Below are 24,813 nucleotides of genomic sequence, written 5' to 3' on the forward strand. Positions count from 1 at the left end.
CTTAGTTAGGTAGCTTATCAGCAAACTTTCCATAAACCCAAGTTCCTGCAATTGCCGAAATCAGGGTAATACCTACTACTGTAAATCCACTACCAATCTGTGCGAATAATGGCCCTGGACATGCTCCTGTAATAGCCCAGCCTAAACCGAAGATAAAACCTCCGATAATTTGCCCTTTTCTAAACTCCTTGGTTGGAATATTGATTTTTTCTCCATGAATGGTTTTGATCCCAAATCGCTTGATAATCTGGATAGATATGATTCCAGTAACAATCGCTGAGCCAATCACTCCATACATATGAAAGGACTGAAGCCTAAACATTTCCTGAATTCTAAACCAAGAAATGATTTCAGCCTTGACAAAAACAATCCCAAATAACACTCCTAAAATCACATATTTCAGTAATTCTAACCCCTTATCATGATCCTCTCGTAGATTTGGTGCTACACAATTGGGATCCTCTACTACAGTTTTCTTATCTATAACTTTCATGTCTTTTTTCAATTAAAATCCTACAATTTTCATCAATGGCTCCAGTAATAAATGAGTCATAAAAAATCCACCAATCATAAAGAAAATAGTAGCTACCAATGAAGGCCATTGCAGGGAACTGATTCCCATAATTGCATGTCCGGAGGTGCATCCACCCGCATAGCGAGTTCCAAAACCTACTAGAAACCCTCCAATAACAAAGAACACCAAGCCTTTGGCCGTAAAGAGATTCTCCCAAGAAAAGATCTCCACAGGCAAGAGGCTGGAATAATCTGTAATACCCAAAGCAGCCAAGTCTGACTGTGTAGCTTCAGAGATTTTGATGATTTCCGGATTGGATAAATAAGAAGTGGCTACAAAGCCTCCTATTAATATCCCAATCACAAAGAGTAGATTCCAGATTTCTTTCTTCCAATTGTAGGTAAAGAAGGGAATTCCCGCAGGTACACACATTGCACAGACGTGACGCAATGAGGAAGAAATCCCAAAGGTTTTATTCCCCAAAATAAGTAAGGCGGGCACTGTCAATCCTATTAAAGGACCTGCCACGTACCAAGGCCAAGGTTGTGAAACCCATTCTATAAATTCATTCATTTTATCTATTTTTTATTAAAACCTATAATCCAAAATCAAGTTCAAATTCGCCATATTAATCCGATTGATCACATATTCTAAGGGGATTTCCTTTTCAGAATTTTCCTTCTTCAAAGCAACTAGAAACTGTAAGTCCAAACCTTGAAAGAAGCCGTCAAACTTATAGTCCAATAAGCCTGTGAAATGGATGTAATTTGGGATTCCATATTTGTTTAAAGCAAGGTTGTCAATCCCAGGAGTTTTGACATGTGATGCCCCAAAGCTCATTTTAAATTTATCTTTTACCACTTCCTGATCAAGCTGTAACATTACTGCATTTGCACCTCCGAGGCCTTCAAATCTTTCTCTTTGAAGTGTAACAAAGAATTGTTCCCTCCCCCATTCTCTAGGGAAAAGAAATCTTCCAGAATTAGAGATTCCCAGATAATTAATGGAAACACTTGTATTTGGCCAATTCATTCCCGCTCTCGCCCCAAATCCTGAAGAATTTTCATTTGGCAATATGTATGTAAGATCGGGATCAGGATTCCCCCCATCATTGATCGATTCCTGATAAAAGGCTTGAACACCCCAAATCCAGTTCCATCCATGATGGGATGGTGATTTACCATTCAATTGTAACATAGTGAGCCCAAACACATTCTCAGAAAGATAATTCCAAGACTCTACGGACCAGGTTCTTCCCTCATATTCAACCCCCAAAACGCCAATTCCTTTTGAATCCACCTCTTGGTCATACTCTTTCACAGACTCCAATGGATGCCTACCTGAATCGAAAAATCCAAAGGACTCTTCTACTGGCAGCCATTCCAAAGATCCTCTCGATATCACATGAGAGAACCAAGCTCCACTGACTTTCCAATTATTTACTTTCCAATCCACTGAAAGCCCACTGAACAAATTGGGTCTCATTCTATTATCTGAAGCATTTAATAATGGACTTTCAAAGTGATGTCTCCCAAACCATGCAGAGATATTTTCTTTTTCGAAAGAAAGGTAGAACTCTTCCAATCTATCCATATCCTTGTGGTTTTCTGGATGGTGCACATCAAAGAGGAGCAGTTCATATCGATTTGACTTTCCAGTTAGTGGGTCCTTGGCAATGATATTATTTTCGAAATGTCTAAAGACGAAAAACCCACTAAATCCAATTCCAAATCCTTTCCATCGAGGCGAGAAATAACCCAGCCCAGCTCCTGTACCCCAGGTTGAATAGTCTGTCAATGCCCCTTGATTGATTGTGGTCATGTAAAAAGACCTCAAATGAAATTCAAAAGAGCCACTCTTCAGGATTTGCCCAAATAGCTTTTGATCTGTTTTTTCAGTTTCAACCGATGGAGTTTCATGTTGAGCCTTTAACTCAAATGCATGAAGACCCAAGAATAAAACCAGTACAAATGTGGTAAGTAACCTTAACATATATCAGTGACTTTGATCACATGGGTTTCCCTTAAATGAAAAATGGCAAGCTCGAAGGCTTGCCATTTTCTTTGGAAGAAAGACTGGTTTACAACAAGGTAGTTGGGCAAACATAGTCTGTTACTTCAAATTTTCCTGATTCCTTGATAGCTTTAAAACCACCATCCACATCAATCAGATTATCATACCCTCTAGCTCTCAAAATAGAGTTGAATACCATAGATCTATAACCTCCTGCGCAGTGCACGTAATAGGTTTTATTCTTATCTACTTTCAGCATGCTCTCATTGATATAATCTAAAGGAGCATTTTCAGCACCTTTGATATGCTCTGAAAGGAATTCGGAATTCTTTCTCACATCCAGAATAGGTACATTAGGGTCAGCTTCTTGGATTTTTGCCAATTCAGCTGCGCTGATGGAAGTGATGCTATCTATTTCTTTACCGGATTTTTTCCAGCTGGCAAATCCGCCATTTAAGTATCCTAAAGAATAATCATAGCCTACTCTTGCCAGTCTAGTGATTACTTCTTCTTCTCTGCCCTCTTCCGCAACTACCAGAATCTCCTGTTTCACATCAGGAATCATGGCACCAACCCATACAGCAAATGAACCATCTATTCCAATATTAATGGAATTGGGGATAAATCCTTTGTTAAACACCTGTGGAGCTCTTGTATCCAAAATCAATGCTCCTGTCTCATTTGCCACTGTCTCAAACTCCTCTGGAGAAAGTGGCTTAATACCTCTTTCCAACACCTCATCAATACTATCGTATCCCTGTATATTCAACATCACATTTTGAGGGAAATAGGCAGGAGGCGGAGTCAAACCAGTAATAACCTCTTTGATAAATTCCTCTTTGGTCATTTCTTGAAGCGCATAATTGGTCTTCTTTTGATTTCCCAAGGTATCAGATGTTTCTTTACTCATATTCTTGCCACAAGCAGATCCTGCCCCATGAGCGGGATAAACAATCAAATCATCCGGTAGTGGCATGATTTTATTTCTCAAAGATTCATAAAGGTGTCCTGCCAACTTTTCCTGAGTTAAATCCTCCACAACCTTTTGGGCGAGATCTGGTCTTCCTACATCACCGATAAACAAGGTATCCCCGGTAAAAATAGCCTCCGGCTTACCTTCCTCGTTGAATAGTAAATAGCAGGAGGACTCCAATGTATGACCCGGAGTATGAATAACTTTAATTTTTGCCTTCCCAATCTGAAATTCCTGATTGTCTTCCGCAATAATAGCCTCAAAACCCATTTTCATAGGCGTTGGACCATAGACGATTTTCGCTCCTGTTTTAGCAGCTAAATCTTTATGTCCCGACACAAAATCAGCATGAAAGTGTGTTTCGAAAACATATTTGATTTTAGCATTTCTGCGCTCGGCTTTTTCGATATAGGGCTGAACTTCTCTCAATGGATCTATCACAGCTGCTTCACCATCAGATTCGATATAGTAAGCCCCTTGGGCTAGACATCCGGTATAAATCTGTTCTATTTTCATAATTTTATTTTTGTTCTTTTTTCAAATGATGGATCAAAATTAGAGATCCAATCATGGGTTTAAAATGACTTTTGTCACACTGGCTTAGGCAGTTTTTGTGACATTTTTTTCAATAATTTGAGTCAATTGGTGAGCAGGAACTACTCCGGATTCCCTCCAAAGGATTTGGCCTTTTTGGAATAGGATCAAAGTGGGAACACCTCTTACCTGATAAGAACTGGCTGCAAGAGGATTTTTGTCCACATCTACTTTGATTATTTTCACTTTTTCTCCCACTTGCTTGGCTGTATCTTCTAAGATGGGTTGCATCATTTTACAAGGACCACACCAAGTAGCGAAAAAATCCACCAAAACAGGAGTTTCTCCATTGATTAATTCCTGAAATGTCTTTGGTTTGCTAGTCATATCAGCGCTATTTTAAATTTCTAAACAAAGATAAAATGACCGCTTTGTCAAAGTCGGTAATGTTTATCACTTAGAAGAAACAGGTCAGACTTTTAAAAAGTGCTAAAAAACCCTGACTTGGGAATAAATTTTATATTTTCGTCCGTCAAAATTACCTTATTAATGCTCAATTTCAAGCAAATCAATAATGTCACCGGCTGGGTGGTTTTTTTGGTAGCCACTTTGGTTTACGTGTTGACCGTCGAGGAGACGGCAAGTTTTTGGGATCCGGGAGAATTTATAGCTGTTTCTTACAAGCTTCAGGTCCCCCACCCTCCAGGAGCTCCTTTTTTCCTTCTGGTTTATAGAATGTTCAGCTTTCTGGCATTCGGTAACGAACTGGAAATTGCTTACTGGATGAATGTGGGAAGTGCTGTATTCTCAGGATTTACCATTTTATTCTTGTTTTGGTCAATCACCCTATTTGGAAGAAAACTTTTCAAAATACAGGAAGGTCAAGAATCTAAAGGAGAAACCATCAGCCTGATGGGTGCAGGTATCGTAGGATCTCTCATTTACACATTTTCGGACAGTTTCTGGTTTTCAGCGGTAGAAGCAGAGGTTTATGCCATGTCATCTTTTTTCACGGCGATTGTAATTTGGGCTGTGTTGAAGTGGGATGTGGTCAAAGATCCTCGTGAGGAGAACAAGTGGATGATTTTGATTGCTTATTTAGTGGGTCTTTCAATTGGGGTCCACTTGCTTAACTTGGTGACACTACCGGCTTTGGCATTGATTTACTATTTCAAAAAGTACGAAAAGCCCAACTTAAAAGGTGCGGTGATTGCGTTCTTTTTCGGCGGTGTAGCTTTGGTAGTAATCAATAATTTTATCATTCCCGGGCTTCCTAGCTTGGCAGGTTCCACTGAGATCTTTTTTGTCAATAGCCTAGGTCTTCCTTTCGGTTCAGGAATCATTTTCTTTTCCTTAGCCTTCTTTGCCATCCTTTTTGTGGCTTATCGATACTCTCGAAACAAGGCTCTAGCAGGGTTAAACACTATTTTGCTATCATTGATATTTATCCTCATTGGCTATAGTTCCTATGCTTTGATTGTAATCCGGGCTAATCAGGATCCAGTGATTAATGAAAATGCTCCAAAAGATATTATTAGCTACGTTTCTTACCTCAAGCGAGAGCAATACGGCTATAGACCTTTGATTCACGGACAATATTTTACTGCTGAGCTAATCGATCAGGAAGAAGGAGCTCCCGTCTATAGAAAAGGAAAGGATAAATATGAGATAGCTGATTATGAGTTGAAAAACACTTATAACCCTGAAAAGACAACCATTCTGCCTAGGATTTACTCTACTCAGGAAAACCACAAAAGAATTTATAGACAAAAACTTGGGCTTAGAGAAGGTCAACAACCTACATTCGGAGACAATATTTACTTTATGCTCAGCCATCAGCTGGGACATATGTATTTCCGTTATTTCATGTGGAATTTTTCCGGAAGAGAAAGTGACTTTACAGATGCTCCTTGGATAGGGATCACTGATGCATTTTCTGATAAATTCCCGGAATACATCACAGAAAACAAAGCACATAATAATTACTTGATGCTCCCGCTCTTACTGGGAATCATAGGATTATTTTTCCAAGCAAAAGCGGACCCTAAATCCTTCTATGTCAATCTTATGCTATTCCTGATGATGGGGGTAGTATTGGTACTCTACCTGAATTCCCCACCAGTAGAGCCTCGTGAAAGAGATTATATCTATGTGGGTAGCTTTTATGCTTTTGCTATTTGGGCTGGAATGGGAGTATTAGCCATTGCTCATGGAATCGGTAAATTCACCAAAAATCTGGCAACTGCCGGAATAATCGCAACCTTGATTACCCTGCCGATTGCGGGCTTGATGGCTGTAGAAAACTGGGATGACCATAACAGACAAGGACGTTATTTCTCTGTGGATGCAGCAAGAAACTTCTTGGCTTCCTGTGCTCCAAACGCGATTTTATTCACCGGGGGAGATAATGACACCTTCCCGCTTTGGTATGTGCAGGAAGTGGAAGGCTTTAGAACTGATGTCAGAGTCATCGTATTGAGTTACTTCGATACTGACTGGTATGTGGACCAAATGAACCGTCCGGTCAATGAGTCTGATGCGCTACCTTTCTCACTCGCTCCAGAGCGATACCAAAAAGGAACCAATGATGTGCTATTTGTCATGGAAAGAGATGGACTGGATGCTATCAGCGCGAGAGAATATCTCAAACTTTTGAACTCAGGTTCTGACCTTCTGAAAATGAAGACAGGAGGAAAAAGCCAAGTCAACATGGTTCCATCCAGAAATTTAATTTTAGAAGTAGATAGCGCAAAGGTATTCAGCAAGGATATCATTCCAGAGCAATTCGAACCTTTATTCGCTCCGCAGATTAATCTTCAGGTCAAAGGAAACTATGTGACCAAAGGAACCATGATGTTGATTGATTTGATCGTTACCAATAATTGGGAACGCCCGATTTATTTCAACAATACCTCCTTGGCTACAATTGGAGTTAACTTGGAAGAGCATGTGGTGATGGAAGGTTTGACCTATCGTCTACTGCCTATACGCAAGCCTGGCTATGTAAGAGAGGAATTGGTTAACGCTGATTTGGCTTATGAAAATTATATGAACGAGTTTGCCTTCCGTGGTATGAATAATCCAGATGCTTATTTGGATGAAGAGTACAGAAGATTTGCCTCCAACCATAGAAGTGCCATCAACGGTATTGTCATGGCCTTATTGGATCAGGATGATATGGAAAAAGCTGCTAATCTTTTGAATTATGGTTTGGAAGTCATGCCAAATGAAGCTATTCCTTATGATCTGTCCAGTGGGCAGTCTGTTCCTTTGTTCTTTGAAGTAGGAGAAGAAGAGAAAGCTCTGGATATTATCGATAAGATCTCCAACCGATCTCTAGACATGATAGAATACTACACTGCGGAAAATAGAGATTACGATAGAGAGATGATGATCTCTATTGAAATGGTCAAGTACTTTATTCCTTTATTGGAGGAAAGAGGCTATCAGGAAAAAGCTCAAGAATTGAGTCAAAGACTAAATTCATTGCTAGGGAGTGAAAGTCAAGGTCCTAGCAGACTGCAGCGAAGAGATTAAATAAAAATGGCCGGGATCTTTAAAAAACCCGGCCATTTTTATTTTTTCCAAAGAATATAGAAGAGATCCAGCCCTTTTTTAGGATCATCTACCAGAGGATAATCCTCATGAGTGATTTGCACTACTGAATCACCTTGTTGTTGATGCAATTTGTTCCGATTCATCCTATTGAGGATTTCATAAGGCATTCGGAGTATCCATGCAGGTAATTTGTATTGAAGGTCAAAAATATCAAAACGCATGATTTTCTGTACAGATTGACGGTTGGCTTCGTGATAGGTCCAAACTTTCTCATTGCCACCAATTCCTTTTGCCTCCACTTTATCAAATATTCCAGCACTTAAATCAATCAATTGTTGAGGCACATATTCTCTGATATGCCATGGATTTCTGGAAAGTGTATGGGTATTATTTGGAGTTGAAATAATGGCTTTACCTCCAGACTTTAGCATTCGGTAGATTTCCTGCAAAAACAATCGGTCATTCTGGATATGCTCTATCACCTGAAAGCTTACAATCGTATCAAAGGACTCATCCTCAAAACCTTGGAAAGGGGGAATTACTGCCTGCCTAAAATCAACCCCCGGAAATTTCTTTTGCAAGTCTGCGATCACTTCACCTATCTTGTCCAAGCCTACATAACTGTCCGCCAAAGGCAATAAAGTCTCTACCCCTCTGCCCTCTCCACAGCCTATTTCTAGGAGATTTCCACTGATCCAGGGTTTTGCTGCAATGTATGCCTTCAATAATCGTTGGTGAATAGGATTATCGCTAACCAACTTGTCCGAGGCGATTTCCGTTGTATAGGTAGCCATGTAAAATTTTACTATTTTGGCAAAAGTAAGGTTAATTTTTAAAACCAGAGATAACACCCGATGAAGCAAAAGACCATTCAACTTTCAATTTTTTTCGCGCTGGCATTTCTTTGTGCCATACCCTCATTTTCCCAGAAAAGATTAGCTGATTATAATCAAGCGCTTCGATATTCCAGATATTCTAGGTTGGCTTTGAAAATCATCCCTCAAAAAAAGAGTTCCTCCACTTTTTTGGCTCAGCTGGTAGTAGAGAAAATCGAAGATCAGCCGAATTTTAACACTTACAGCTTTTCATATGCCTTGGCTGATGGCTATCAAACAGCAATCAAACCTGAGGAAGTAAATATCCTGATTGCTGAAGATTTGAAATATGACACCGACAGGCATTGGGTATTTGAGAAAGAAATTCAGATTCCTGAGAGTCAAGAACAGGCCATTTTGCTTTTCACCGCCTTAGACACCCGGCAGGGAGATGAATATAATTATCATATAGATCTCAAAAGCCCATTTGTTTTTGATCATCCCAGTTTTGGCGCATATTATGCAAATGGAGTTCCTTTTGATCAAAACTATCTACCCGCTGGTGAAGCGTTGTTATTTAAAAGCTTAGCAGGGCCTAGCATCCATAATTTCTTTTATCCTATGGATTTTGAAATACCTTATCCTCCCATGGAAACCAAACCGGCACCGGTTCCAAGGGAATTAGAAGTCAAAGACAAAGGGGATTTTCTATCCAATGTTCCTCATGAACTTGATGAAAAGGGATATTACTTTTTCCAGCAGGATACGAGTAAGTCCACTGGGCTTTTGATCCGAACTACCCATGATGCTTATCCTAAAGTGAAAGATTGGGATGAAATGGTGGACATGGTGACATATATTTCTACTAGAAGAGAGCATGAATCCCTACTGATAGCGGAGGATAAGAAAAGAGCCCTGGATCAATATTGGTTGAATTTGACCCGAAACCCAGAGATCGCCAAAGAACTCATTCGGGAGTATTTTAGACAAGTTGAGTTTGCCAATATTTTGTTCACAGACTTCAAAGAAGGTTGGAAAACAGACAAAGGGATGGTGTATATAGTCATGGGGCCACCGCAAGAAGTCAACTTTTATCTAGACCGTGAAGTGTGGAGCTATCAAGGATTGGACGAGAGTTCGAAAATTAGATTTACCTTTGCCCGCGTAAAAAATATTCTCAACCCACATTATTACACCTTAAACCGATCCAGGGCCTATCAGCCGATCTGGTTTAAAAACATATCCCAATGGAGAAGCGGAAAGATGGCTTTCTAATAGAAAAAGGAGCTCAAGACAAAGATTTTATTTTTGGAACACGTGCAGTCATGGAGGCTATCCATGCTGGCAAAGAACTGGATAAGGTATTGGTTCAGAAGGAACTGAACAATGACCTGATCAAGGAATTACTTCAGCTATGCAAAGGCTCAGGCCTACCTGTGGTGAGGGTTCCTGAAGCTAAATTGAACCGCATCACCCGCAAAAATCATCAGGGAGTCATAGCACAAACCTCTGCCATCGCGTATGCTTCTTTGGACCATGTGATTGACAATTGCTATGCAGTTGGAAAGTCTCCCCTGATTTTGGTCTTGGATCATATCACTGATGTGAGAAACTTCGGAGCCATCGCCAGAACAGCAGAATGTGCGGGAGTAGATGCAATAGTTATCCCTGAAAAGGGAAGTGCGCAGATCAACTCAGATGCCATCAAAACATCTGCTGGAGCTTTAAACTTCCTTCCCGTAGTGAGGGTAAGAAATCTATTTTACACCTGCAGGGATTTACAAAAAATGGGCTTAAGTCTCATCGCCATCACCGAAAAGACCGAAAAATCCATGTATGAAGCAGATTTTTCAAGCCCTGTAGCTATGGTAATGGGTTCAGAAGAAGATGGAATCTCTCAGGAAATTTTCGGAATTGTAGATGACAAAGTCAAAATCCCTATGGCAGGAAACATTGAAAGTTTAAATGTCTCAGTATCTGCCGGTGTAGCAATTTACGAAGCAATAAGACAGAGAAAAGCATAAAAAAAAGAGGACTTCAAATGAAGTCCTCTCCTTTTTTCCGGGCATTGGAAACAAAGTCCCTAAACTTCTTCTCCCCATCCAAAGGACAAATCAAAAGAACATTCTCTGTTTCATTGATTAGGTAATTTTTGAGTCCTTCCACTACAACCAATTTTTCACTGTCCACTTTGATAAAGCTGTTTTCAGTGTCATACAACATAGCATTGGCCTCCACCACATTGTTGTGCTCATCCTTATCTCTCAACTCATGTAGGCTGTACCAGGACCCGAGATCTGACCATCCGAAATCGCCCAAAATCACATAGACATCACTGGATTTTTCCATCAGGCCGTAATCAATGGAAATATTTTTCACCTGTAAGTATGCCTTGCTCACAAAATCAGGTTCTGCATCCTTGCCGAAGAACTCTTTACCTTCGTCAAAAATTTCTGCCACGTCAGGCATATGCTTTTGAAATGAACTCAGTAGACTGCTGCATTTCCAGACAAAAATTCCGGAGTTCCAGACGAAATCTCCACTTTCAATAAATGTCTTTGCCAGTTTGCTATTAGGTTTTTCCGTAAAGGTTTTGACCTTCAGGGCCTCTTCAGAGTTTTTGGATTCCAGATATTGGATATATCCATATCCAGTTTCCGGTCTGTTAGGCTTAATTCCTACTGTAATAAGCCTTCCTTCAATAGTCGCTGCTTTTAATGCTTTCTGAATGGTTTTAACGAATTTTCCCTCCTGCAAAATCAAATGATCAGCCGGGGTTACAATCATACTGGCTCCTGGATCTATAGAGTTTACTTTGTAGCATGCATAAGCGATGCAGGTAGCTGTATTTTTTCTATTCGGCTCACTGAGGATTTGATGATCTTCCAATTCCGGCAACTGCTCTTTTACCAGGTTGACGTACTTTTTATAGGTAATCACGAAGAATCGATCCTTGTCCGCAACTTCCAAAAATCTATCATAGGTCATTTGAAGAAGTGACCTCCCAGTCCCGAGAATATCCAAAAATTGCTTCGGCCTCTTTCTTCTACTATGAGGCCAAAAGCGGGTGCCAATTCCCCCCGCCATGATGATGATGTAGGGTTTTTCCTGCATTAATTCGTTAAACTATACCTTCTTTCATTAATTCATGAATATGGATAAATCCTGCGATTTTTTCCCCATCCATGGCCACTAATTGAGTAATATTATGATTACGCATCATATTCAAGGCACGAATGGCGTATTCATCCTTTGAAATAGTCTTTGGATTTCGAGTCATAATATCTTTTGCCTGAAGATTTTGGATATCCAGGGTTTTTTGAAGCATCCTTCTCAAATCTCCATCGGTAATAATCCCTAAAAGTTGATCCAGATGATCGGTTACAGCGGTAGCTCCCAATCTTTTTCCAGAAATTTCTACTATGACTTCAGCTAGGCTTGCATCTTCTTTTACTTTAGGAATCTGCTCCGAGCTAAGCAGGTCATCAACTCTCAGGTAAAGCTGCTTACCCAAGGAACCTCCCGGATGATATTTTGCAAAATCATCGGAGCTGAATCCTCTGGCTTCCAAAAGACAAACAGCCAATGCATCTCCCAAAGCCAAATGAGCGGTTGTGCTCGTAGTCGGCGCAAGATTATGCGGACAAGCCTCCTCTCCTATAGAAGCATTCAGCACATAATCAGCATGATCTGCCAAATAACTATTGGGATTGCTAACCAAAGCGACCAACACAGAGCCGAGCTTTTTCAACAAGGGGACCAAAACTTTGATCTCCGGAGTATTACCACTTTTGGAAATACAGATGACTACATCTTCTTCCAGCACCATGCCCAAATCCCCATGAATAGCATCTGCGGCATGCATGAAAACTGCCGGAGTTCCGGTGGAATTTAAGGTTGCTACAATTTTATTGGCGATAATGGCGCTTTTACCAATTCCAGTGATGACAACGCGACCTTTTCCTGTCAGAATCCTTTCCACACAGGCCTCAAAATCCCCGTCTAAATAATCAACAAGCCTAAGAATAGCCTCTGATTCATTTTGCAGGACCCTAGCCGCTGTATTTTTAATATTTTTAGCTAAATTCAATTTTACCTGTGTTAATCACTAATTTTGTACAAAGGTATAAAAGTAATAAATCATTCCTGTTTACAGCTTTACGTACCCTTAAAGCCCCTGTTCAAGTGGAAGAAAAAGTAAAAGCAGATCTTAAGCACATATTCGGATTCAGTCATTTTCGAGGGAATCAGGAACTCATAGTTGACAACCTGCTCAAGCAGCGCAACACCTTTGTCATCATGCCAACTGGGGCCGGCAAATCGCTGTGCTACCAGTTACCGGCCGTGGTGAAGGAAGGAACCGCGATAGTCATTTCTCCTCTGATTGCCTTGATGAAAAATCAGGTTGACCAATTGAATGCAATTGGAATCAATGCCTATTTTCTGAATTCAACGCTCAGTAAGTCTGAGTCTAATCGGGTTAAGTCCGAAGTACTAAAGAAAAATACTAAACTTCTTTACGTGGCTCCCGAGTCACTGACCAAAGAAGAGAACATAGCCTTTTTGAAGGAAGCGCATCTGAGTTTTGTAGCAATAGATGAGGCGCATTGTATTTCTGAGTGGGGACATGATTTCCGCCCGGAATACAGAAAAATCAAATCTATTGTCGCTCAGATTGCTCCTAATCTGCCAATTATCGCATTGACTGCCACTGCTACACCTAAAGTTCAGCAGGACATTCAGCGAAATTTACAGATGGAAGAGGCGGATTTGTTTAAGTCCTCATTCAACCGGACCAACCTATTTTATGAGGTTAGGCCAAAAGTAAAGAATGAGTCCAAAAAACAGCTAATCAAGTTTATCAAATCCCACAAGGGGAAATCAGGTATCATTTATTGTCTCAGCCGAAAAAAGGTGGAGGAAATAGCTGATCTCCTAAAAGTAAATCAAATCAATGCAGCTCCTTATCATGCCGGTTTGGATTCTTCAGTAAGAATCAAAAATCAGGATGACTTTCTCAATGAGGAACTAGATGTAATTGTAGCTACAATCGCTTTTGGGATGGGTATTGATAAACCGGATGTGCGATACGTTATCCACTACGATGTACCGAAGTCTCTTGAGGGATATTATCAGGAAACCGGCCGTGCAGGTAGAGATGGTTTGGAAGGACATTGTCTCATGTTTTACCGATATGAGGACATCCTGAAACTGGATAAGTTCAATAAAGATAAAGCCGTTACAGAAAGAGAAAATGCCAAAGTCCTACTTCAGGAGATGGCAGCCTATGCAGAAACGGGAGTTTGTCGCAGAAAATTTATCCTCAACTACTTTGGAGAAACCATGGAGGAAGACTGTGGTTTCTGCGATAACTGTAAGCGCGTTAGAGAAACTTTCGAGGGAATGGATTTTCTAACCCTGGCCTTACAAACTACCAAGCTTACCAATCAGCGATTTGGTTTGGAGCACTTGGTAAAGGTCCTGATAGGCGAAAAAACAGATTATGTCACAAGCTATAAGCACGACAAATTAGAAGTCTTCGCAAAAGGACAAGACCAAACAGAAAAGCTTTGGACATCTGTTTTCCGTCAGGCTTTGGTCATGAATCTACTGGAAAAAGACATCGAAAATTACGGTGTTCTGAAACTGACCAAAAAAGGCCAGGCGTTTCTGGATGAGCCTTACTCAGTACAGCTGCATAACGATCACGATTTCGAAAAAGAGCTGGAAAATGAACAACCGGAGGTTGAGGTTTCCTCAGGTGGAGTAGCTTATGATGAAAAACTATTTGAGTTACTCAAAGCCGAGCGAAAAAAAGTAGCCCGACAGAAAAACCTCCCTCCTTATGTGATTTTCCAAGACCCATCTTTGGAGGAAATGGCAACGGTCTATCCAACCACCCGAGAGGAATTAGCTCAAATCAACGGGGTAGGAATGGGAAAAGTGGCTAAATTTGGGTCATCTTTTCTGAAATTGATCGCTTCCTATGTGGAGGAAAATGAAATAGAAACAGCTTCAGATGTTGTCGTCAAATCTTCAGGCACAAGATCAAAAGTGAAGATTTCAATAATCCAGCAAATCGACCGCAAGATTGATCTGGATGAAATCGCAGAAAATTTGAATATGAGTATGGGTGAGTTGCTTCAGGAAATAGAGCAAATCATCTACAGCGGAACTAAACTAAATATCGATTACTACATTCATCACATCATGGATGAGGAAAGAGAAGATATTCTTCATGATTACTTTATGAATGCGGAAAACGATAGTATAAAGGCAGCGCTTGACGAACTTGAAGATGAGGATTTTGCGGAGGACGAACTCCGTGTTTATCGAATCAAGTTTATCTCAGAGCATGCCAATTAAACTGAATTAATTCAATGAATATACTTCTATTGGGTAGCGGAGGTCGCGAACATGCCTTTGCTTGGAAAATAGTACAAAGCCCAAAATGCAGTCAGCTTTATGTTGCACCGGGTAATGCCGGGACTTCTGAAATAGCAATCAACCTTTCCATAGGCGTTACAGACTTTGAAGCAATTAAGGCTGCTATCCTTGATAAAAAGATTGACTTGGTGGTAGTAGGGCCAGAAGCTCCTTTAGTGGAGGGTTTGGTAGATTATCTTCTTTCTTTCGATGAGACCAAAACAATTCCTGTAGTCGGACCTCCCCAATTAGGTGCGACTTTAGAAGGTAGTAAGGATTTTTCCAAGCGCTTTATGCAGCGGAATAATATCCCTACAGCTGCCTATGAAACCTTCTCCGTTCATCAGTTGGAAGAAGGTTTAGCATATTTAGAAAAGCAAAGTCTTCCGATCGTACTCAAAGCCGATGGTCTAGCAGCCGGTAAAGGTGTATTGATTTGTGAGACATTAGAAGATGCTAAGGCTTCTTTGAAGGAAATGCTTCAGGATCAAAAATTCGGTGAAGCCTCTTCCAAAGTAGTGATTGAAGAATTCCTGACAGGAATAGAGCTTTCAGTATTTGTTGCCACGGATGGCAAAAGTTATAAAATCTTACCTGAGGCAAAAGATTACAAGAGAATTGGGGAAGGCGATACTGGTTTGAATACCGGTGGCATGGGAGCTGTTACTCCTGTTGTTTTCGCAGATAAAGCTTTCATGGATAAGGTGGAAGAGCTGATCGTTCAGCCAACTGTCGCCGGTCTTGCAGCAGAAGATATTCCTTACAAAGGGTTTTTATTCATTGGCTTGATGAATAATAATGGAAATCCATATGTGATTGAATACAATGTGCGGATGGGTGACCCAGAGACCGAAGCGGTTTTACCACGAATTGAAAGCGATTTTCTTGAGTTACTTTGGGCCATTGGAACGGGTAACCTGAAGGATTATGAGCTTTCTATTTCTCCTGATTATGCTACAACCGTTGTGATGGTAAGCGGAGGATATCCGGGTTCTTACGAAAAAGGATTTGAAATTTCTCTTCCTGCTTCAGTAAAAGGGGCTACGATTTTTCATGCGGGAACTTCCAGCAACTCAGAAGGCAAATTAGTAAATCAAGGAGGAAGAGTATTAGCTGTGACTGGAAGAGGAAAAGATTTGGAAACGGCTCTAAAAAACTCTTATGCCGCCGTTAATCAAATCAAGTGGAATAAGTCCTACCACCGTAAGGATATTGGTCAGGATATTCTCAAATTGATTAAATAAACCCAAAAATTCAGGGCGAAAGCCCTTATAGATATATGTCTGGATGTAGTAGCTGCTCCACCTCAACTGGAGGTACCGGAGGCTGTCAAAACAACGGCACCTGCGGAACGAGCGATTGTAATAAAATGAATTCCTTTGATTGGCTAAGCCATATGGGAATTCCTCAAGTTGATAATTTTGATATTGTTGAGGTTAAGTTTAAAGGCGGTAGAAAGGAATACTTTCGAAATGTAGACTACTTAAGCTTAACAACAGGAGATCCTGTGGTAGTAGATGTGCCCAGCGGACATCATATTGGGTATGTATCCCTGCAAGGAGAGTTGGTTCGCCTTCAAATGCAAAAAAGGAAAGTTCGGGATGATGATAATATCCTGAGAATTTATCGGATTGCAAACCAGAAGGACATTGAAAAATGGGAGGAAGCCAAAAACCGAGAAATTCCCACCTTATACCGATGTAGACAAATTGTTGAGGAGCTTGGGCTCAAGATGAAAATGTCTGATGTAGAATATCAGGCAGATAATTCTAAGGCCACCTTTTATTATTCCGCTGATGAACGGGTAGATTTCCGTGAATTGATCAAGGTTCTGGCGGGTGAGTTCAGAATCCGAGTAGAAATGAGACAGATCAGTCTGAGACAAGAGGCAGGCAGATTGGGAGGAATTGGAGTTTGTGGTAGAGAACTTTGTTGCTCTACTTGGCTTGTTGACTTCAAAAATGTTAGTACCTCTGCTGCCAGATATCAAAATCTCTCTTTGAATCCAGGCAAATTAAGCGGCCAATGTGGAAGATTGAAATGCTGCTTAAATTATGAACTGGATACCTATATGGATGCCATTAAGGATATCCCCGAGGTAGAAAAACCCCTTCAAACTGAAGCCGGAATCGCCAAACTTCAGAAAACAGATATTTTCAGAAAGTTGATGTGGTTCAGTTACAACAATGATAACGATTGGCACAGTATTACTTGTGAAAGGGTAAAGGAAATTCAGGAACTCAATGCGAAAGGTGTTAAGGTTTTCAACCTGCAACACAATGAATCCTCTGATTTGGAAGATTTGGCAGCTCAATCTACCAGAGAGCTAGAGTTGCTGGATAAGAAATTTGCTAAGAAGAAAAAGAAGAAAAAACCTAGAAATAGAAGCAGAGAACAGCAAACTTCCAATAGTCCCCAGGCAGCAAGTCCAAGACCAGCTCCGGAAAACAGGGAGAACAGGAACAAAGGACCTAGAAATCCTGAGGCTGGTCCTAAGCAAGATGGAGGAGATCCAGAAAATAGAAAGAGAAGAAATAAGAATAGAAAGAAGCCTAGAAATCCACAAAATCAGGCTCCAAATCCTGCTAACCCACAAGCTAAGCAGGATAATCAGGGAGCTAATACTGGACAAGGGCCTGCAAAAAAAGAAAATAAGAGACGCTTTCCACCTAGAAAAAATCAAAATCCAAACAACAACTCGGGTAATGAATAGCTTGCGAATTCTTTGTTTTCTCGGTTTATCCCTCTGTCTATATTCCTGCTCTGGAGACAGGCTATATGAAGATTACATTTCTGTCAATGAAACTTCAGGCTGGAATCAATATGATAGCTTAAGTTTTGTGATCGGTGATTTACCTATTCAGGACAAAAAACCAATCATTGGAATCCGGTTTACAGAAAACTACCCTTTTTCTAACTTTTATATGAGGGTAATTTCCAAGGATTCTACCGGTCAGATTACAGAAAATCGCCTGATCAATATCCCCCTATTTGATTCCAAGTCAGGCGAACCATTGGGAACCGGATTTGGGAGCACTTATACCAAGTTTGACACCATGCCTTTCCAATTGAAGGAAGGAACACAATCAATTGTCTTGCTACAATATATGCGTCAGGAAAATTTACCTGGGATTGAGTCTGCAGGAATCAAAATTTTAAAATAAGAATGGCCTCCATCTGGAGGCCATTCTTTTTAACTCCTCATTTTTTTATAGGCATTGATCAATCCATTGGTTGATCCATCGTGAGAGTTGATTTCTTCTTCATTTTGTAATTCCGGAAGAATTCCATTTGCCAGCACTTTTCCAAGCTCAACCCCCCATTGATCAAAACTGAAAATGTTCCAAATCGCCCCCTGAACAAAGATCTTATGCTCGTACATGGCAATCAGCATTCCGAGGGTATATGGAGTGATTTGCTTAACCAAGATAGAGTTGGTAGGCCTATTTCCTTCGAATACTCTATGAGGGGCAATTTTATCAATTTCCTCCACAGATTTCCCCGCCTTATTCATTTCACTTCTTACCTCTTCCAAAGACTTCCCTTTCATCAAAGCTTCTGTTTGAGCAAAGAAATTAGACAGAAGTTTTGGATGGTGATCTCCAAGAGGATTATGCGATATAGCCGGAGCTATGAAGTCACAAGGGATCAACTGAGTTCCTTGATGAATGAGCTGATAGAAAGCATGCTGACCGTTGGTTCCTGGCTCTCCCCAAATGATTGGACCAGTGCTATAATTTACTTTCTCACCTGATCTTGACACATATTTTCCATTGCTTTCCATATTGCCTTGCTGGAAGTACGCTGCAAAGCGATGTAAATATTGATCATAAGGCAAAATAGCCTCGGATGCCGCTCCCAAAAAATTGGTATTCCAAATGCCTATTAAGGCTAAAAGCACCGGGATATTTTGATCAAAATCAGATGTTCGGAAATGCTCATCCATGGCATAAGCTCCGGAAAGTAACTTTTCAAAATTTTCAAATCCAATAGCGCAGGCAATAGGCAGACCTATTGCAGACCACAGTGAGTACCTTCCTCCTACCCAATCCCAAAACTCAAACATATTGGCGGGGTCAATTCCGAAGGCCTCAACTCCTTTGAGATTGGTAGATAGAGCCACAAAATGCTTAGCAACAGCAGACTCATCCTTTGCATGATCCAAAAACCAATTCCTTGCAGAATGCGCATTAGTCATGGTTTCCTGAGTCGTAAAGGTCTTGGAAGCGATGAAGAATAGGGTAGTTTCCGGATCAACTTTCTTCAAAGTTTCGGCAATGTGAGTTCCATCCACATTGGATACAAAAAAGATTTCAAGGTTTTCGGCTTGGTATGGCTTTAAAGCCTCTGTAACCATCACAGGACCTAAATCAGATCCTCCGATTCCTATATTAATCAAGCTTGTGATGGGTTTCCCTGTGTAGCCTAGCCATTTGCCCTGATTCACCTTGTCAGCAAAGGATTTCATTTTTTCCAGAACAGCATTTACATCTGGCATAACATCTTTGCCATCTACAGTCACAGCCCGATTGGAACGGTTTCTCAAGGCAGTATGCAAAACAGCCCTGTTTTCAGTTTCATTGATTGATTGCCCTCTGAACATTGCCTCAATAGCTTGACGAAGTTCAGTTTCTTTCGCTAATTCCAATAAAGCGTTTCTGATTTCGTCATTTACGCGGTTTTTTGAAAAATCAACAAGGATATCTTCCAAAGAAATACTATATCTATCAAAGCGCCCCTTTTCCTCAAAAAGAGATTGGATCTGCAGTGTTTTGTATTTGGTAGCTAAGTCAAGTAGTCTCCTCCAGGCTGAAGTGGAGGTTGGGTTGATTGCCTTCATGTATAGGTTTTTAGGAATGAGGAACAAAATTAAGATTTATCCCCGATAGGAAAAGAACTGCTTGGATTTTGCTTCAAGAGAAAAACCTTTTTACTTAGATGTTTAGTATTCAAAATCTACTCATGTTGGTTAAAATTTCTATTTATTTTCAGTCTTTTCTCCTAGTAAGCAGCTTATTAATAATCGCTCCTGCTGTTCAGGCTCAAACTAGATCAATCGAGCCATTAAATCGGCATTTTATCAATATATCCCCAGAAGATTCAGTTAACGTCGCATTTTTGAAGATCAGCACCGAGTTAAGCGATAGTCTAAAAATCATCCGGTATTACGATTTATCAAACCGAATAATCAAAAAGGAAACCATCGGATATAATCCTGATGGAGGATATCGAGAAAAAACTGTTCAAGAATATGACAGCCTTGGAGATTTGGTTTCACTCCATATCGAAAACTTAGAAAATCAACTTTCTATCACAACTTATTATTTCGATGGAAAACAAGTCGCTCAATCAATTTATGAAGGAAACGGAAATTACAGTGTGATACGAAATGGTGAAAATTCACCTCAGCAATTGGAGAAAAATAATTTCACTCCTCAATTGAATGCTTCAAAAGAAGAATGGGGTAAATTTTTCAACCGCAATTTCAAGGTAAACGGGATGAGAATCAAAGAGGATTCTCAATATGCATTGATAGCAGTTTTAATTGATGAAAATGGCAATAGAAAAGAAATTGAAGTTGCAAACCCTCACCAAGTGGAGGATTATTTTGAGCAAAAAGCCTTAGAACTCATCTTAAAATGGGGTGATAATTATCTGCCCGCCCTTGACCCTTTTGGAAATCCAATTGAAAAATGGCTTTATATCCCGCTTCAGTTTATCCGTTAAATTGGTCTTAGGTCTAAATAATTTAATCTGACAAAAGCGCACAATTACCAAACTGAGCGAAGTCGAAATTTCCTTTTAGGTATCAGGAAATTTCGACACTCGCGAGAGTTTGATAGGTTCCTATTGAAGAATTTCAACAGGAGAATTGCTTATTTATTATTTAACTTTTCAGAAAATCTCGAAGTACATAATTCAGAATACCTCCATGCTTGTAATAAGCGATTTCAACCTCTGAATCCAACCTGGATTTAACTTTAAATTTTTTCTCACCCTCGTCAGATTTTGTAATAACATCAAGCTCTTGACCCGGGGTCAATCCTGCTTCAATTCCTGAAATGGTAAACTGCTCTTTCCCGCTTAATCCCAGTGAAGAGGCATTTTCTCCATCTAGAAACTGTAATGGCATTACTCCCATACCAACTAAGTTTGAACGGTGAATTCTCTCATAACTCTCCGCAATGACCGCTTTGATTCCCAGTAGGTTGGTTCCTTTGGCAGCCCAGTCTCTTGAAGAACCGGAGCCATATTCTTTGCCTGCCAATACAATTAATGGAGTTCCGGCAGATTGGTATTGAGTGGATGCTTCAAATACACTCATCTCCTCACCACTTGGAATATATGTGGTAAAACCACCTTCCTGAGTAGCTAATTGGTTTTTGATTCTGACATTGGCAAAGGTACCTCTCACCATCACCTCATCATTTCCACGGCGTGAGCCATATGAGTTGAAATCAGGTCTTTGAACTCCTCTATTGATCAAATATTGGCCTGCAGGGGTCTTTTCTCTAAAAGAACCTGCCGGAGAAATATGGTCTGTGGTGATAGAATCTCCTAATTTGAGTAAAACATGTGCTCCTTTGATATCTTTTGGTTCAGGCACATCCACTGAAATACCTTTAAAGAAAGGAGCTTCTTTGATATAAGTAGACTCATCATCCCAAGGATAAATCTCTCCTTCACCAGATTCCAGTTTTTTCCAGATATCATTGCCTTCAAATATTTCTCCGTAACTTTTCTGATAGTCTCCCGGAGAAAGTACCTGTCTTGCAATTTCATCTATTTCCTCCTGGCTCGGCCAGATATCCTTCAAATAAACCGGTTCTAGGTTTGGATCATATCCTACTGGTTCATTATATAAGTCCACATCCACGCGACCAGTCAAAGCATAAACCACCACTAGCATTGGAGACATGAGGTAGTTCATTTTCACTTGAGGGTGAACTCTCGCTTCAAAGTTCCTATTCCCAGAAAGAACTGATGCCACTACCAAATCATTATCCTCCACTGCAGCTGCAATATGGCGAGGAAGTGGTCCTGAGTTACCGATACATGAAGTACAGCCATAACCCACGGTATGGAATTTCAAAGCTTCCAAATCGTCCATCAGTCCAGCTTTTTCCAGATAGTCAGTGACTACCTTAGATCCGGGAGCCAAAGAGGTTTTGACCCAAGGTTTAACGTCTAATCCTTTTTCTCTAGCTTTTCGGGCAACCAAACCTGCTCCAAGCATTACCGAAGGGTTGGATGTGTTTGTACAGGAGGTTATTGCTGCAATAACAATTGAACCGTCATATAGCTCGAATTTTTCATTGTGAAGATCTACTGTAACAGTTTTGAGACCATTTTTTACTTTAGTCTCATAATTCACGTCTGTTTGGACTGCCGTATTTTCTGCACCTGCTTGTCCTCCTCCCTCTGCATACCAGCGGGAAACTTCACGTTTATCTATTGGAATGTATTCTCTCCCATGCGCAGATTTTAGTAATTCTTGGAATTTGGGCTTGAAATCTCTGACAAGGATTTTATCCTGTGGTCTTTTTGGGCCTGAGACAGTTGCTTCAACAGTACCCAAATCCAGTTCGACCAAAGACGAGTACTGAATCAAATCTTCGTCTTTTCTCCATAGCAAGTTTGCTTTGCAATAATCCTTCACCAATTTGATCTGCTCCTCACTTCTATTGGTTTTTCCCATGTAATCCAAGGTTCTATCATCAATAGGGAAATAAGTCACAGTACATCCAAATTCAGGAGACATATTTGAAATGGTGGCTCTGTCAGGCACAGAAAGGTGATCCAATCCTGGACCGAAGACTTCCACAAATTTTCCAACCACTCCATGTTTTCTCAACAATTCTGTAATGGTCAATACCATATCTGTAGCGGTGGTTCCTGCAGGCAACTTTCCTGTCAATTTCAATCCAACCACTTCTGGCATGATGAAATAAATCGGTTGCCCCAAAAGAGCCGCTTCCGCTTCAATTCCACCGACACCCCATCCAACAACACCTATACCGTTGACCATTGGAGTATGAGAATCCGTTCCCACCAAAGTATCCGGAAAAGCATTTCCGTCTCTGGTAATTACACCCTGAGCGAGGTACTCCAGATTGACCTGATGGCAGATTCCCATTCCAGGAGGAACAACTGAGAAATTATTAAAGGACTTTTGAGCCCACTTTAAGAACTGATATCGCTCTTTATTTCGCTCATATTCTACCTCCACATTTTTCTGATAGCTATAATTGGTTCCAAAAAAATCAACCTGTACAGAGTGGTCGATTACCAAGTCTACCGGAATCAGGGGATTAATTTTTGAAGGATCTTTGCCCTTTCTTTTAGCTTCTGATCTAAGTGAAGCAATATCAACTACTGCTGGTACACCAGTAAAATCCTGCATGAGCACACGGGCAGGTTTATAAGGAATATCTTTATCCGATGGGCTAGGAGACCAGTTTAAAATAGTTTCTAAATGCTCTGGTGTAATTGCGAAATTATCGAAGTTTCGAAGAGCATTTTCCAATAAGATTCGGATGGAAAAAGGTAAGTGTTTTACTTTCTTGCCAGCCGCTTCCAACTTTTCCAAACTCCAATAGGTATACTCTCCGCTTGAGGTTTTGAGTTGGGATTTGATTTTAAATGGATCTAAGTTCATGGTAAAAAGGTATTAGAGTATAAAAACAATTTCTATTAAACTAACCAGAATCGGGGCATTTGGATTCCCCATATATGTAAAAGGTATTTATTTTTTGAGAATTTTGAGAACATTTCCTTGCTAAAAATTCTACATTCACCATTATTTCCCTCTTATTCATCATGATTTTACTGCGAATTTTTAGTGGTTTTTTTATCCTTGCCACTTTTCTCCCATTGATCAAATGGGATCATTGGTGGATTCGGGTTTTTGATTATCCCAGAATCCAGAAGTTCATGATCAACCTATTGCTTTTAATCGGATGGGTTACTTTCTCTCCTCAATTCAATGTTGAATTTTGGATTTGGGTAATTTTACTGCTTGCATGCGAAGTTTTCTTAATTCGGAAAGTGATTCCTTTCACCCCTCTGGGAAAGAAAATGATTCAAAAAGTAAATTTTGACCAGCGTTCAGGAATTCATTTGATAGTGGCTAACGTATATCAATACAATAGGCAGTACCATAAGATGCTTCGCTTAGTGGAAAAGGAAAGCCCGGATTTGGTATTTATGGTAGAAACTGACCAAGCATGGGCTAATGCTATGGAAGAACTGGAGATGAAATATTCAGAATGCATTAAAATCCCTCTTGAAAACACCTATGGACTGCTGTTGTATACCAACCTTAAAATTGACAGACAAGAAACCCATTATCTGATTGATTCTGAGATTCCATCCTTAGAGCTGGATATTATATTGAACGATGGTCAAAAAATCACCCTTTATGCCATTCACCCTACTCCCCCTGTGCCTGGAGAAAATTCGGTTAGCACAGAAAGAGATGCTGAAATACTTATAGTTGGGAAAAAATCTAAAGCAAACCCACTTCCTTCTTTGGTAATAGGAGATTTGAACGATGTGGCTTGGAGTTATACTACTGAATTATTTCTAAAAATATCTGAAATGGCTGATCCCAGAAGGGGGCGTGGTACCTTTAATACTTTTCATGCGAAAATACCCATTTTTAGGTGGCCTCTTGACCACTTCTTTTTATCTAAGGAATTTGGACTTTCTGAGCTTAAAGTCTTGCCAGGCATAGGCTCAGATCATTTTCCGATCAGTTTGAAGGCGGTCTTGACAAAAAGAAATACAACCGACACCCTGCAGGCAAACGGAGAAGAAAAAAAAGAAGCCCGTCAGAAAATTTCCAACGGGCTCGATTAAGATTAATCTGATTATCCGCAATCCTGCCAGTTGCCTTATTTTCTTTGCTTGACTGGTTGGAAGACCGATGACCGAAGACCGAAGCTTCCGGATTCTGATCTTTTTAGCAGACAATAAGC

Annotated in this window: 19 protein-coding genes; 9 read left to right on the plus strand and 10 right to left on the minus strand. The window is 40.3% G+C overall.

The window, feature by feature from the left end:
- Position 1: 1 nt before the first annotated feature.
- From GYM62_RS12735 to trxA, 5 genes are all read right to left on the minus strand, one after another.
- Positions 2-493: a DUF6691 family protein gene (locus GYM62_RS12735; protein WP_091649670.1), complete on the minus strand. Its 492-nt coding sequence runs from the start codon at positions 491-493 to the stop codon at positions 2-4.
- 12 nt (positions 494-505) lie between these two features.
- A complete protein-coding gene (locus GYM62_RS12740; protein WP_219956693.1) occupies positions 506-1,087 on the minus strand; it encodes a YeeE/YedE family protein in 582 nt (193 codons plus the stop codon).
- A gap of 15 nt (positions 1,088-1,102) precedes the next feature.
- Positions 1,103-2,506 (minus strand): hypothetical protein, encoded by a 1,404-nt coding sequence (locus GYM62_RS12745; RefSeq protein ID WP_219956694.1) that lies wholly within the window; start codon positions 2,504-2,506, stop codon positions 1,103-1,105.
- An 88-nt stretch (positions 2,507-2,594) separates the two neighbouring features.
- On the minus strand, positions 2,595-4,016 hold the full coding sequence (locus tag GYM62_RS12750) for a rhodanese-like domain-containing protein (RefSeq protein WP_219956695.1): 1,422 nt from the start codon (positions 4,014-4,016) through the stop codon (positions 2,595-2,597).
- An 84-nt stretch (positions 4,017-4,100) separates the two neighbouring features.
- A complete protein-coding gene (gene trxA / locus GYM62_RS12755) occupies positions 4,101-4,421 on the minus strand; it encodes a thioredoxin (protein ID WP_144606531.1) in 321 nt (106 codons plus the stop codon).
- Between the two features lie 162 nt (positions 4,422-4,583).
- Between trxA and GYM62_RS12760 the strand changes: the two genes are divergently transcribed.
- Positions 4,584-7,571, plus strand: coding sequence for a DUF2723 domain-containing protein (locus GYM62_RS12760; protein WP_219956696.1), 2,988 nt, complete (start codon positions 4,584-4,586; stop codon positions 7,569-7,571).
- Between the two features lie 38 nt (positions 7,572-7,609).
- Here GYM62_RS12760 and GYM62_RS12765 read toward each other — a convergent pair whose 3' ends face one another.
- On the minus strand, positions 7,610-8,386 hold the full coding sequence (locus GYM62_RS12765) for a bifunctional 2-polyprenyl-6-hydroxyphenol methylase/3-demethylubiquinol 3-O-methyltransferase UbiG (protein ID WP_219956697.1): 777 nt from the start codon (positions 8,384-8,386) through the stop codon (positions 7,610-7,612).
- Positions 8,387-8,446: 60 nt separating this feature from the next.
- Between GYM62_RS12765 and GYM62_RS12770 the strand changes: the two genes are divergently transcribed.
- Together GYM62_RS12770 and rlmB are read left to right on the plus strand one after the other, a co-directional pair.
- Complete coding sequence (locus GYM62_RS12770) at positions 8,447-9,682, plus strand: GWxTD domain-containing protein (protein WP_219956698.1); 1,236 nt, start codon at positions 8,447-8,449, stop codon at positions 9,680-9,682.
- Positions 9,655-10,431, plus strand: coding sequence for a 23S rRNA (guanosine(2251)-2'-O)-methyltransferase RlmB (rlmB, locus tag GYM62_RS12775; RefSeq protein WP_091649035.1), 777 nt, complete (start codon positions 9,655-9,657; stop codon positions 10,429-10,431). The genes GYM62_RS12770 and rlmB overlap by 28 nt, the downstream gene beginning before the upstream one ends.
- A gap of 13 nt (positions 10,432-10,444) precedes the next feature.
- On the opposite strand, the gene GYM62_RS12780 is transcribed toward rlmB, so the two are convergent.
- Together GYM62_RS12780 and GYM62_RS12785 are read right to left on the minus strand one after the other, a co-directional pair.
- Positions 10,445-11,521, minus strand: a complete 1,077-nt coding sequence (locus tag GYM62_RS12780; protein WP_219956699.1) for a mannose-1-phosphate guanylyltransferase — start codon at positions 11,519-11,521, stop codon at positions 10,445-10,447.
- 7 nt (positions 11,522-11,528) lie between these two features.
- Complete coding sequence (locus tag GYM62_RS12785; protein ID WP_219956700.1) at positions 11,529-12,497, minus strand: SIS domain-containing protein; 969 nt, start codon at positions 12,495-12,497, stop codon at positions 11,529-11,531.
- 95 nt (positions 12,498-12,592) lie between these two features.
- Between GYM62_RS12785 and recQ the strand changes: the two genes are divergently transcribed.
- Genes recQ through GYM62_RS12805 form a run of 4 tightly spaced genes read left to right on the plus strand, consistent with a single transcriptional unit; the run spans position 12,593 to position 17,997 of the window.
- Positions 12,593-14,773: a DNA helicase RecQ gene (gene recQ / locus GYM62_RS12790; RefSeq protein WP_219956701.1), complete on the plus strand. Its 2,181-nt coding sequence runs from the start codon at positions 12,593-12,595 to the stop codon at positions 14,771-14,773.
- Positions 14,774-14,787: 14 nt separating this feature from the next.
- A complete protein-coding gene (gene purD / locus GYM62_RS12795) occupies positions 14,788-16,077 on the plus strand; it encodes a phosphoribosylamine--glycine ligase (protein ID WP_219956702.1) in 1,290 nt (429 codons plus the stop codon).
- A gap of 35 nt (positions 16,078-16,112) precedes the next feature.
- A complete protein-coding gene (locus tag GYM62_RS12800; RefSeq protein WP_219956703.1) occupies positions 16,113-17,546 on the plus strand; it encodes a regulatory iron-sulfur-containing complex subunit RicT in 1,434 nt (477 codons plus the stop codon).
- On the plus strand, positions 17,539-17,997 hold the full coding sequence (locus GYM62_RS12805; RefSeq protein WP_091649021.1) for a gliding motility lipoprotein GldH: 459 nt from the start codon (positions 17,539-17,541) through the stop codon (positions 17,995-17,997). The genes GYM62_RS12800 and GYM62_RS12805 overlap by 8 nt, the downstream gene beginning before the upstream one ends.
- A gap of 29 nt (positions 17,998-18,026) precedes the next feature.
- Here the strand turns inward: GYM62_RS12805 and pgi are convergent, their stop codons facing one another.
- A complete protein-coding gene (gene pgi / locus GYM62_RS12810; protein WP_219956704.1) occupies positions 18,027-19,673 on the minus strand; it encodes a glucose-6-phosphate isomerase in 1,647 nt (548 codons plus the stop codon).
- A gap of 98 nt (positions 19,674-19,771) precedes the next feature.
- Here pgi and GYM62_RS12815 point away from each other — a divergent pair, with 98 nt between their 5' ends.
- On the plus strand, positions 19,772-20,560 hold the full coding sequence (locus tag GYM62_RS12815) for a hypothetical protein (protein WP_219956705.1): 789 nt from the start codon (positions 19,772-19,774) through the stop codon (positions 20,558-20,560).
- Positions 20,561-20,720: 160 nt separating this feature from the next.
- Here the strand turns inward: GYM62_RS12815 and acnA are convergent, their stop codons facing one another.
- A complete protein-coding gene (gene acnA / locus GYM62_RS12820) occupies positions 20,721-23,492 on the minus strand; it encodes an aconitate hydratase AcnA (protein ID WP_219956706.1) in 2,772 nt (923 codons plus the stop codon).
- Between the two features lie 161 nt (positions 23,493-23,653).
- On the opposite strand from acnA, the gene GYM62_RS12825 reads away from it, so the two are divergent.
- Complete coding sequence (locus GYM62_RS12825; RefSeq protein WP_219956707.1) at positions 23,654-24,694, plus strand: endonuclease/exonuclease/phosphatase family protein; 1,041 nt, start codon at positions 23,654-23,656, stop codon at positions 24,692-24,694.
- Positions 24,695-24,813: the final 119 nt, after the last annotated feature.

The organism is Algoriphagus sp. NBT04N3 (assembly GCF_019443765.1).
Classification (GTDB): Bacteria; Bacteroidota; Bacteroidia; order Cytophagales; family Cyclobacteriaceae; genus Algoriphagus; species Algoriphagus ornithinivorans.

What these genes read in the sequence shown, in the direction of transcription:
- GYM62_RS12735 (WP_091649670.1), bottom strand. Translation starts at nt 493, where the DNA reads ATGAAAGTTATAGATAAGAAAACTGTAGTAGAGGATCCCAATTGTGTA.
- GYM62_RS12740 (WP_219956693.1), bottom strand. Translation starts at nt 1,087, where the DNA reads ATGAATGAATTTATAGAATGGGTTTCACAACCTTGGCCTTGGTACGTG.
- GYM62_RS12745 (WP_219956694.1), bottom strand. Translation starts at nt 2,506, where the DNA reads ATGTTAAGGTTACTTACCACATTTGTACTGGTTTTATTCTTGGGTCTT.
- GYM62_RS12750 (WP_219956695.1), bottom strand. Translation starts at nt 4,016, where the DNA reads ATGAAAATAGAACAGATTTATACCGGATGTCTAGCCCAAGGGGCTTAC.
- trxA (WP_144606531.1), bottom strand. Translation starts at nt 4,421, where the DNA reads ATGACTAGCAAACCAAAGACATTTCAGGAATTAATCAATGGAGAAACT.
- GYM62_RS12760 (WP_219956696.1), top strand. Translation starts at nt 4,584, where the DNA reads ATGCTCAATTTCAAGCAAATCAATAATGTCACCGGCTGGGTGGTTTTT.
- GYM62_RS12765 (WP_219956697.1), bottom strand. Translation starts at nt 8,386, where the DNA reads ATGGCTACCTATACAACGGAAATCGCCTCGGACAAGTTGGTTAGCGAT.
- GYM62_RS12770 (WP_219956698.1), top strand. Translation starts at nt 8,447, where the DNA reads ATGAAGCAAAAGACCATTCAACTTTCAATTTTTTTCGCGCTGGCATTT.
- rlmB (WP_091649035.1), top strand. Translation starts at nt 9,655, where the DNA reads ATGGAGAAGCGGAAAGATGGCTTTCTAATAGAAAAAGGAGCTCAAGAC.
- GYM62_RS12780 (WP_219956699.1), bottom strand. Translation starts at nt 11,521, where the DNA reads ATGCAGGAAAAACCCTACATCATCATCATGGCGGGGGGAATTGGCACC.
- purD (WP_219956702.1), top strand. Translation starts at nt 14,788, where the DNA reads ATGAATATACTTCTATTGGGTAGCGGAGGTCGCGAACATGCCTTTGCT.
- GYM62_RS12800 (WP_219956703.1), top strand. Translation starts at nt 16,113, where the DNA reads ATGTCTGGATGTAGTAGCTGCTCCACCTCAACTGGAGGTACCGGAGGC.
- GYM62_RS12805 (WP_091649021.1), top strand. Translation starts at nt 17,539, where the DNA reads ATGAATAGCTTGCGAATTCTTTGTTTTCTCGGTTTATCCCTCTGTCTA.
- pgi (WP_219956704.1), bottom strand. Translation starts at nt 19,673, where the DNA reads ATGAAGGCAATCAACCCAACCTCCACTTCAGCCTGGAGGAGACTACTT.
- GYM62_RS12815 (WP_219956705.1), top strand. Translation starts at nt 19,772, where the DNA reads ATGTTTAGTATTCAAAATCTACTCATGTTGGTTAAAATTTCTATTTAT.
- acnA (WP_219956706.1), bottom strand. Translation starts at nt 23,492, where the DNA reads ATGAACTTAGATCCATTTAAAATCAAATCCCAACTCAAAACCTCAAGC.
- GYM62_RS12825 (WP_219956707.1), top strand. Translation starts at nt 23,654, where the DNA reads ATGATTTTACTGCGAATTTTTAGTGGTTTTTTTATCCTTGCCACTTTT.